The following is a 7,777-nucleotide window of genomic DNA, read 5'->3' as shown; positions in this document are numbered from 1 at the left end:
CGCGCGGCGCGCCGGGCCGGCCGCGCGCGCGCCTGCTGCTGCTCGACACGGCGCCGCTCAACTGCGGCCTGCTGGCCACCATCCTCGGCCACTTCGACTACACGCTGACGGTGGTCAACGACGCCGCCACGGCGGCCGCCGCCAGCGGGCCGTTCGACCTGCTGCTGTGCGACTACGATCCGCTCGACGCGCCCCCCGGCGGCTTCCTGGCGCCGCTGCTGCGCGCCCACGCCGCGCTGCCGCTGATCGTGCTGCGGCCCGACGCCGGCCAGGGCATCACGCCGCTGCTGGCCCACCACCCGGCGCCGGTGCGCCTGCTGGCCCATCCGCTCGATCCGCCGGCGCTGATCGAGGCGGTCGAGGCCTGCCTGGCGGCGGCCGGCGGCGCTGTATCGAAAGCATAAGTTTTCAAGCGTGCCATGATGATCGCTTCGTCATAGTAGTTTTACCGTATTGCGATGCAATATAAATCGGCCTATATTGAACCTGTCTCCTCCAAACGTTCCCGGAACATTGGATTTAGCCCGCACCGCAAGGTACGCGGGCTTTTTTTTGCCTGGAACGAAGTTAAACAAATGATTTAGTTATGCCGTTCGTTTGAGATATGTGTTTAAATCGCTGCATGATTGACAAGATACCCCCCGATTCCCCCAAGCCCGCCGACGACGCCCGCAAACCGCGCATCGACGGCGAGCAGTCGCGCGAACGCCTGCGCATGGCCGCCATGCGCCTGTTCGCCGAGCAGGGCTACGCCAACACCTCGACGCGCGAGATCGCGCTGGCCGCCGGCGCCAACGTGGCGGCGATCAGCTACTACTTCGGCGACAAGGCCGGCCTGTACAGCGCCACCTTCGCCGAGGTCTGCACCGACCCGCGCGACAGCATCGCCATGTTCGACCAGCCGCACTTCACGCTGACCGAATCGCTGCAAGGCTTCTACCGGCAGATGCTGGCACCGCTGCTGCTGGGCGAAGAGGGCGAGCTGATGCTGCGCCTGTGGTATCGCGAAATGCTCGAACCGACCGGCCTGTGGCTGGCCGAGATCGACAACAGCATCAAGCCCGAACATATGGCGCTGGTCGGCGTGCTGTGCCGCCACCTCGGCCGCGCGGCGCCCAACGACGACACGCACCGGCTGGCCCACGCCATCGCCGCGCTGGCGATCCATCTGATGGTCGGCCGCGACATCATCGAGCGCATCACGCCGCGCCTGCTGGCCGACGCCGACGCCATCGAACAGTGGTCGCACCGCCTGGTGCGCTACGCCAGCGCGATGGTCGAAGCCGAACGCGACCTGCCCGGCGCCTCCCCGCATTCCGCAAAACCAAGCAAGGACTAGCATGAAGATACTCCGCACGACCGCCCTGCTGGCCGCCGCCGGCGCCCTCGGCGCCTGCGCCAGCCCGACGTCGCCGCCGCAGATCGCCGCCTTGGCGCCGCCGCAGTGGCAGGCGCCGCTGCCGCACAACGGCAGCATCGCCGACCTGAACGACTGGTGGCGGCGCCAGGACGACGCCCTGCTGGTGCAGTTGATCGACGCCGCCCAGCAGGTCAGCCCGACCTTGGCCACGGCCGCCTCGCACATCGCCCAGGCGCGCGCCGAGCGTGTCGCCAGCGGCGCCGCGCTGGCGCCGACGCTGGACGCCGCCGCCAGCGTCGGCCGCAGCAGCCAGCAGTCGGCCGTGCCGCTGGGCACCACCTCGCAGGCGGCGTTGCAGGCCGGCTGGGAGATCGACCTGTTCGGCGCCGGCCGCGCCGCGCGCGACGCCGCCCAGGCCCGCCTCGACGGCGCCAGCGCCGGCTGGCACGACGCCCGCGTCTCGGTGGCCGCCGAGGTGGCCAACCAATACTACGGCCAGCGCGCCTGCGAACAGTTGCTGGCCGTGGCGCGCCAGGACGCCGCCTCGCGCGCCGACACGGCGCGCCTGACCGAGCTGTCGGCCAAGGCCGGCTTCCAGTCGCCCGCCAGCGCCGCGCTGGCGCGCGCCAGCGCGGCCGACGGCAGCAGCCGCGCCATCGCCCAGCGCGCCAGTTGCGACCTGGGCGTCAAGGCTTTGGTGGCGCTGAGCGGCATCGCCGAAGCGCAACTGCGCCAGCGCCTGGCCGACAGCGCGCCGCGTTGGAGCGCCGCCAACACCAGCATCACCACGGCGGCCGGCGGCGCCGGGCCGGCGCTGGCCATCGCCACGCTGCCGGCGCAGACCTTGAGCCAGCGGCCCGACGTGTTCAACGCCGAGCGCGAGGTGGCCGCCGCCAGCGCCGAAGTCGACGGCGCCCAGGCGCAGCGCTATCCGCGCCTGACCTTGAGCGGCGCCATCGGCGTCGCCAACTTCCGCAGCGAGGGCAAGAACACCAAGGCCGACACCTGGAGCATCGGCCCGCTGGCGCTGACCCTGCCGATCTTCGACGGCGGCCGCCGGCGCGCCAACGTGGCCGCCGCCGCCGCCCGCTACGACAGCGCCGTGGCGGCCTACCGCGCCAACGTGCGCCAGGCCGTGCGCGAGGTCGAGGAAGCGCTGGTCAACCTGGACAGCAGCGGCGCCCGCGCCGGCGACGCCCAGACCGCGCTGGACGGCTACCGCGCCAACTTCGTCGCCGTCGAGGAGCGCTACAAGAACGGCCTGGCCAGCCTGTTCGAACTGGAGGACGCGCGGCGCAGCCGCCTGGCCGCCGAAGACACCGTGGTCAACCTGCAGCGCGAGCGCAGCGGCGCCTGGGTGGCGCTGTACCGCGCCGCCGGCGGCGGCTGGAGCGCCGGCCAGGCCGCCGGCCCGCTGGCCAGCGCGTCGCGCGCCACCGCCCAAGCCCCGGCTCCGGCTCCGGCTCCGGCCCCGGCCCCAGTCCAATAAGCACCACCCGCACCGAACCCTGACGGACATCCCATGAAAACCTACCCAATCAAACCCCTGGCCGGCGCCCTGCTGGCCGTCTGCGGCGCCGCCGGCATCGGCTTCGCGCTGTTCTCGCCCGCCTCCAACGCCGCCGACGACAAAAAGGCCGCGCCGCAAAAAGCCGCGCTGACCGTCACCACCGCCCGTCCGCTGGCGGCGCGCCTGCCGATCAAGCTGGCCGCCAACGGCAACGTCGCCGCCTGGCAGGAAGCCAGCATCGGCAGCGAGTCGAACGGCCTGCGCCTGACCGAAGTGAAGGTCAACGTCGGCGACCAGGTCAAGGCCGGCCAGGTGCTGGCCGTGTTCTCGGCCGACGCCATCAACGCCGACCTGGCCCAGGCCCGCGCCGGCCTGCTCGAAGCCGAAGCCAACGCCGCCGAGGCGGCCGCCAACGCCGTCCGCGCCCGTTCCCTGCAAAGCAGCGGCGCACTGAGCGCCCAGCAGATCAGCCAATACCTGACGGCCGAGCAGACCGCCAACGCCCGCATCGCCTCGGCCAAGGCGGCGCTGGCCACCCAGCAGCTGCGCCTGCGCTACACCCAGGTGCTGGCGCCGGACGCCGGCGTCGTCTCGGCGCGCGGCGCCACCGTCGGCGCCGTGGTCAGTGCCGGCACCGAGTTGTTCCGCATGATCCGCCAAGGCCGGCTGGAATGGCGCGCCGAGGTGGTCGCCGCCGACCTGCGGCAGATCCATGCCGGCACCGGCGCCGTGGTCACCGCCGCCAACGGCGCCGTCCTGAACGGCAAGGTGCGCATGATCGCGCCGACCGTCGACCCGCAGACCCGCTCGGCGCTGGTCTACGTCGACCTGCCGGCCGGCGCGCTGAGCGACGCTGCGCCGTTCAAGGCCGGCATGTTCGCCAGCGGCCAGTTCGAACTGGGCACCTCCGAGGCGCTGACCGTGCCGCAGCAAGCCATCGTCGTGCGCGACGGCTTCAGCTACGTGTTCCGCCTCAACGCCGACCAGCACGTCAGCCAGCTGAAGGTCAAACCGGGCCGCCGTCTGGCCGAGCGCATCGAGGTGCTCGACGGCGTCAAGCCGGACATGGCGCTGGTGGTCAGCGGCGCCGGCTTCCTCAACGACGGCGACCTGGTGCACAACGTCGCCGCGCCGCAGGCCGTCGCGGCGGCCGGCGCCGCCAAGCCGGCCATGCCGGTCAAGTAAGGAGCGGCCATGAACTTCTCCTCCCTATCGATCAAGAATCCGATCCCGGCGATCATGCTGTTCGCCCTGCTGACCCTGGCCGGCCTGCTGGCCTACCGCAGCAATCCGGTGCAGGACTTCCCCGACATCGAACTGCCCATCGTCACCGTCACCGCCGTGCTCGAAGGCACCGCCCCGGCCCAACTCGAAACCGAGGTGGCACGCAAGATCGAGGACTCGGTCGCCACGCTGCAGGGCGTCAAAAACATCTACACCAACGTGCTCGACGGCGTGGCCACCATCACCGTCGAATTCATCCTCGAGAAGCAGATCGCCGAAGCGGTCAACGACGTGCGCGACGCCGTCGCCCGCGTCAAGGCCGACATGCCGGCCGAGCTGCGCGATCCGACCGTGACCAAGGCCTCCACCGCCGGCCGCGTCATCCTGACCTTCACGGCGGCGGCGGCGCAGGGCCGCGGCCGCCCGCTCGACGACCAGGAACTCAGCTGGTTCGTCGACAACAGCGTCGCCAAGCGGCTGCTGTCGGTGCCCGGCGTGGGCGCCGTCAAACGGGTCGGCGGCGTGTTCCGCGAGATCCGCGTCGAACTCGACGACGCCCGCATGGCGGCGCTGAAGGTGTCGGCGCTGGACGTGTCGCGCCAGCTGCGCCAGGTGCAGAAGGAGGCGCCCGGCGGGCGCGGCGACGTCAGCGGCGCCGAGCAGTCGGTGCGCACCATCGCCACCGTCAAGACGGCCGCCGAGCTGTCGCTGATCGATCTGCCGCTGCCGGACGGCCGCCACGTCCGCCTCGACCAGGTGGCCACGGTGAGCGACACGGTCTCCGAACCGCGCTCGCTGGCCGAGCAGGACGGCAAGAACGTCATCGGCTTCGAAATCTTCCGCACCAAGGGCGCCAGCGAGGTGGCCGTGGCCAGCGGCGCGCGCGCCGCCATCGCCGAGCTGCAGCAGGCCAACCCCAACGTCGTGCTCAAGCAGAGCATCGACAACGCCTTCCCCGTCGAAGAGAACTTCCACGGCTCGATGGAGCTGCTGTACGAAGGCGCGCTGCTGGCCGTGCTGGTGGTCTGGTGGTTCCTGCGCGACTGGCGCGCCACGCTGGTGGCCGCCGCCGCGCTGCCGCTGTCGGTGATGCCGGCCTTCCTCGGCATCTACTGGTTCGGCTACACCCTCAACACCGTCACGCTGCTGTCGCTGGCGCTGGTGGTGGGCGTGCTGGTCGACGACGCCATCGTCGAAATCGAAAACATCTCGCGCCATCTGCGCATGGGAAAGTCGCCGATGGAGGCGGCGATGGAGGCGGCCGACGAGATCGGCATGGCCGTCATCGCCACCACCTTCGCCCTGGTCGCCGTGTTCCTGCCCACCGCCTTCATGGGCGGCGTGCCCGGCCTGTTCTTCAAGCAGTTCGGCTGGACCGCCGTGCTGGCCGTGCTGGCCTCGCTGGTGGTGGCCCGCCTGCTGACGCCGATGATGGCCGCCTACATCCTCAAGCCGGCCAAGCACGGCGAGCAGGAAGACGGCTGGCTGATGCAACGCTACATCCGCGTCATGCGCTGGTGCCTGACGCACCGCCTGGTCACCGGCATCGCCTCGGCCTGTTTCTTCGTCGGCTCGATCATGCTGGTGCCGCTGCTGCCGACCGGCTTCGTGCCGGCCGCCGACCGTAGCCAGACGCAGATCAACCTGGAGCTGCCGCCCGGCTCGACCCTGGCCGAAACCCGCGTCATCGCCGAACGCGCCCGCGTCGCGGCGATGCAGGTGAAGGGCATCACCGGCGTCTTCAGCTCGATCGGCGGCGGCTCCAGCGGCGACGCCTTCGCCCCCGGCGCGGCGGCCGAGGCGCGCCGCGCCGTGCTGACCCTGACCACGGTGCACCGCAACGACCGCAAGGAGTCGATGGCCGACCTGGAAGCGCAGATCCGCCACAAGCTCGACGACGTGGCCGGCGCCCGCTTCACCGTCGGCGCCGCCGACAACGGCGTCAAGATGCAGCTGGTGCTGCGCAGCGAGGACCCGGTCGCCCTGGTCGAGGCGGCGCAGAAGGTCGAGCGCGAGATGCGCGGCCTGAAAGGCGTCGGCAACGTCAGCTCGAGCGCCTCGCTGGTGCGCCCGGAGATCATCGTGCGGCCCGACTTCGCCAAGGCGGCCGACCTGGGCGTGACGGCGGCGGCCATCGGCCAGACCGTGCGCGTGGCCACCGCCGGCGACTACGACACCGACCTGACCAAGATGAACCTGCCCGAGCGCCAGGTGCCGATCCGCGTCAAGCTGCCCGACGCCGTGCGCGCCGACCTCGACGCCATCGGCCGCCTGACCGTGCCGGGCAAGAACGGCCCGGTCATGCTGGCCAACGTGGCCAGCATCACGATGGAAAGCGGCCCGGCGCAGATCGACCGCCTCAACCGCAGCCGCAACGTCACCCTCAGCGTCGAGCTGGGCAAGCGCGCGCTGGGCGAGGTCAACGACGAGGCGCGCGCCCTGCCGGCCATGAAGACGCTGCCGCCGTCGGTCAAGATCGCCGAGCTGGGCGACGCCCAGGAGATGGTGGCGCTGTTCGCCAGCTTCGGCCTGGCCATGCTGATCGGCGTGATCTGCATCTACTGCGTGCTGGTCCTGCTGTTCAAGGACTTCATGCAGCCGGTGACCATTTTGGCGGCGTTGCCGCTGTCGATCGGCGGCGCCTTCGTCGCCCTGCTGATCACCGGCCGCGCCCTGTCGATGCCGTCGATGATCGGTCTGATCATGCTGATGGGGATCGTCACCAAGAACTCGATCCTGCTGGTCGACTACGCCATCCTGGCGCGCCAGGCCGGCATGAACCGCTTCGAGGCCCTGGTCGACGCCTGCCACAAACGCAGCCGGCCGATCCTGATGACCACCATCGCGATGGGCGCCGGCATGATGCCGCTGGCGCTGGGCTGGGGCGCCGACCCGAGCTTCCGCTCGCCGATGGCGATCACCGTGATCGGCGGCCTGATCACCTCGACGCTGCTGAGCCTGTTGGTGGTGCCGGCCGTGTTCACCTACATCGACGACCTCGAACACCTGCTCAAGCGCCTGCGCGACAAGCTGCGCCGCCATCCGCACGCGCCGCACCCGGCGCCGCATATCGTGACGTCGACGACGCATCCGGCGGCGCCGGCCAAGCCGGCCGCCGTCGCCAATCTGGACCAATCCTGAACCACAACCTGAAAGGACAAGCGGCATGGATGTGAAAGTGATCGATTTGCCGGCGGTGTCGGTGGCCTACCTGCGCTACAAGGGGCCTCCCGGCGCCGCCATCGGCGACTTCTGGCTGGAGGTGTTCTCGCCGTGGCAGCAGGCCGCCGGCCTGCAGGGCCGCACCACCTACGGCGTCGGCGTCGACGATCCAGCCACCACGGCGCCGGAGGAGTACCGCTACGACACCTGCGTCGAGATCGAGCCGGGCTACCGGCCGCAGGCACCGGCCCGCCTGGCCGAGCTGCCGGGCGGCCGCTTCGCGGTGGCCTCTTTCAGCGGCACCGGCGAGCAGATCCCGGCCGCCTGGGGCGAGTTCTTCGGCCAGTGGCTGCCGGCCAGCGGTTTGCAGATGGACGCCCGCCCCTGCTTCGAGCGCTATCCGGCCGACTACGCGATGGACCCGGCCACCGGCGTCTTCGCCTGCGAGCTGTGCATCTCGGTGAAATAGGCTGAAGCACGCCGCGCCGGGAGCGCAAGCGAACCCCGAGGCGCCCCCTGGG

5 protein-coding genes and 1 pseudogene are annotated in these 7,777 nt (G+C 70.9%); all 6 read left to right on the top strand.

The features are described 5' to 3' along the window. Positions 1 to 404: pseudogene (locus H7U20_RS25615) on the top strand (hypothetical protein); the annotation flags it as partial. A 218-nt stretch (positions 405 to 622) separates the two neighbouring features. After that, on the top strand, positions 623 to 1,339 hold the full coding sequence (locus H7U20_RS25610; protein WP_199761973.1) for a CerR family C-terminal domain-containing protein: 717 nt from the start codon (positions 623 to 625) through the stop codon (positions 1,337 to 1,339). A gap of 1 nt (position 1,340) precedes the next feature. Next, complete coding sequence (locus H7U20_RS25605; protein ID WP_199761972.1) at positions 1,341 to 2,849, top strand: efflux transporter outer membrane subunit; 1,509 nt, start codon at positions 1,341 to 1,343, stop codon at positions 2,847 to 2,849. Positions 2,850 to 2,882: 33 nt separating this feature from the next. Further along, positions 2,883 to 4,055, top strand: coding sequence for an efflux RND transporter periplasmic adaptor subunit (locus H7U20_RS25600; protein ID WP_199761971.1), 1,173 nt, complete (start codon positions 2,883 to 2,885; stop codon positions 4,053 to 4,055). A 9-nt stretch (positions 4,056 to 4,064) separates the two neighbouring features. Beyond that, entirely contained in the window at positions 4,065 to 7,235 is a 3,171-nt protein-coding gene (locus H7U20_RS25595; protein ID WP_199761970.1) for an efflux RND transporter permease subunit, read from the top strand. 25 nt (positions 7,236 to 7,260) lie between these two features. Then, positions 7,261 to 7,725, top strand: coding sequence for an AraC family transcriptional regulator (locus H7U20_RS25590; protein ID WP_199761969.1), 465 nt, complete (start codon positions 7,261 to 7,263; stop codon positions 7,723 to 7,725). Positions 7,726 to 7,777 lie beyond the last annotated feature (52 nt).

This window comes from Rugamonas violacea (assembly GCF_016461825.1).
GTDB lineage: Bacteria > Pseudomonadota > Gammaproteobacteria > Burkholderiales > Burkholderiaceae_D > Rugamonas.
This window is presented reverse-complemented; position numbering and strand designations above follow the sequence as displayed.

Excerpts from the sequence above, each read along its gene's own strand:
- H7U20_RS25600 (WP_199761971.1), top strand. The coding sequence starts at position 2,883 with ATGAAAACCTACCCAATCAAACCCCTGGCCGGCGCCCTGCTGGCCGTC.
- H7U20_RS25590 (WP_199761969.1), top strand. The coding sequence starts at position 7,261 with ATGGATGTGAAAGTGATCGATTTGCCGGCGGTGTCGGTGGCCTACCTG.
- H7U20_RS25595 (WP_199761970.1), top strand. The coding sequence starts at position 4,065 with ATGAACTTCTCCTCCCTATCGATCAAGAATCCGATCCCGGCGATCATG.
- H7U20_RS25605 (WP_199761972.1), top strand. The coding sequence starts at position 1,341 with ATGAAGATACTCCGCACGACCGCCCTGCTGGCCGCCGCCGGCGCCCTC.
- H7U20_RS25610 (WP_199761973.1), top strand. The coding sequence starts at position 623 with ATGATTGACAAGATACCCCCCGATTCCCCCAAGCCCGCCGACGACGCC.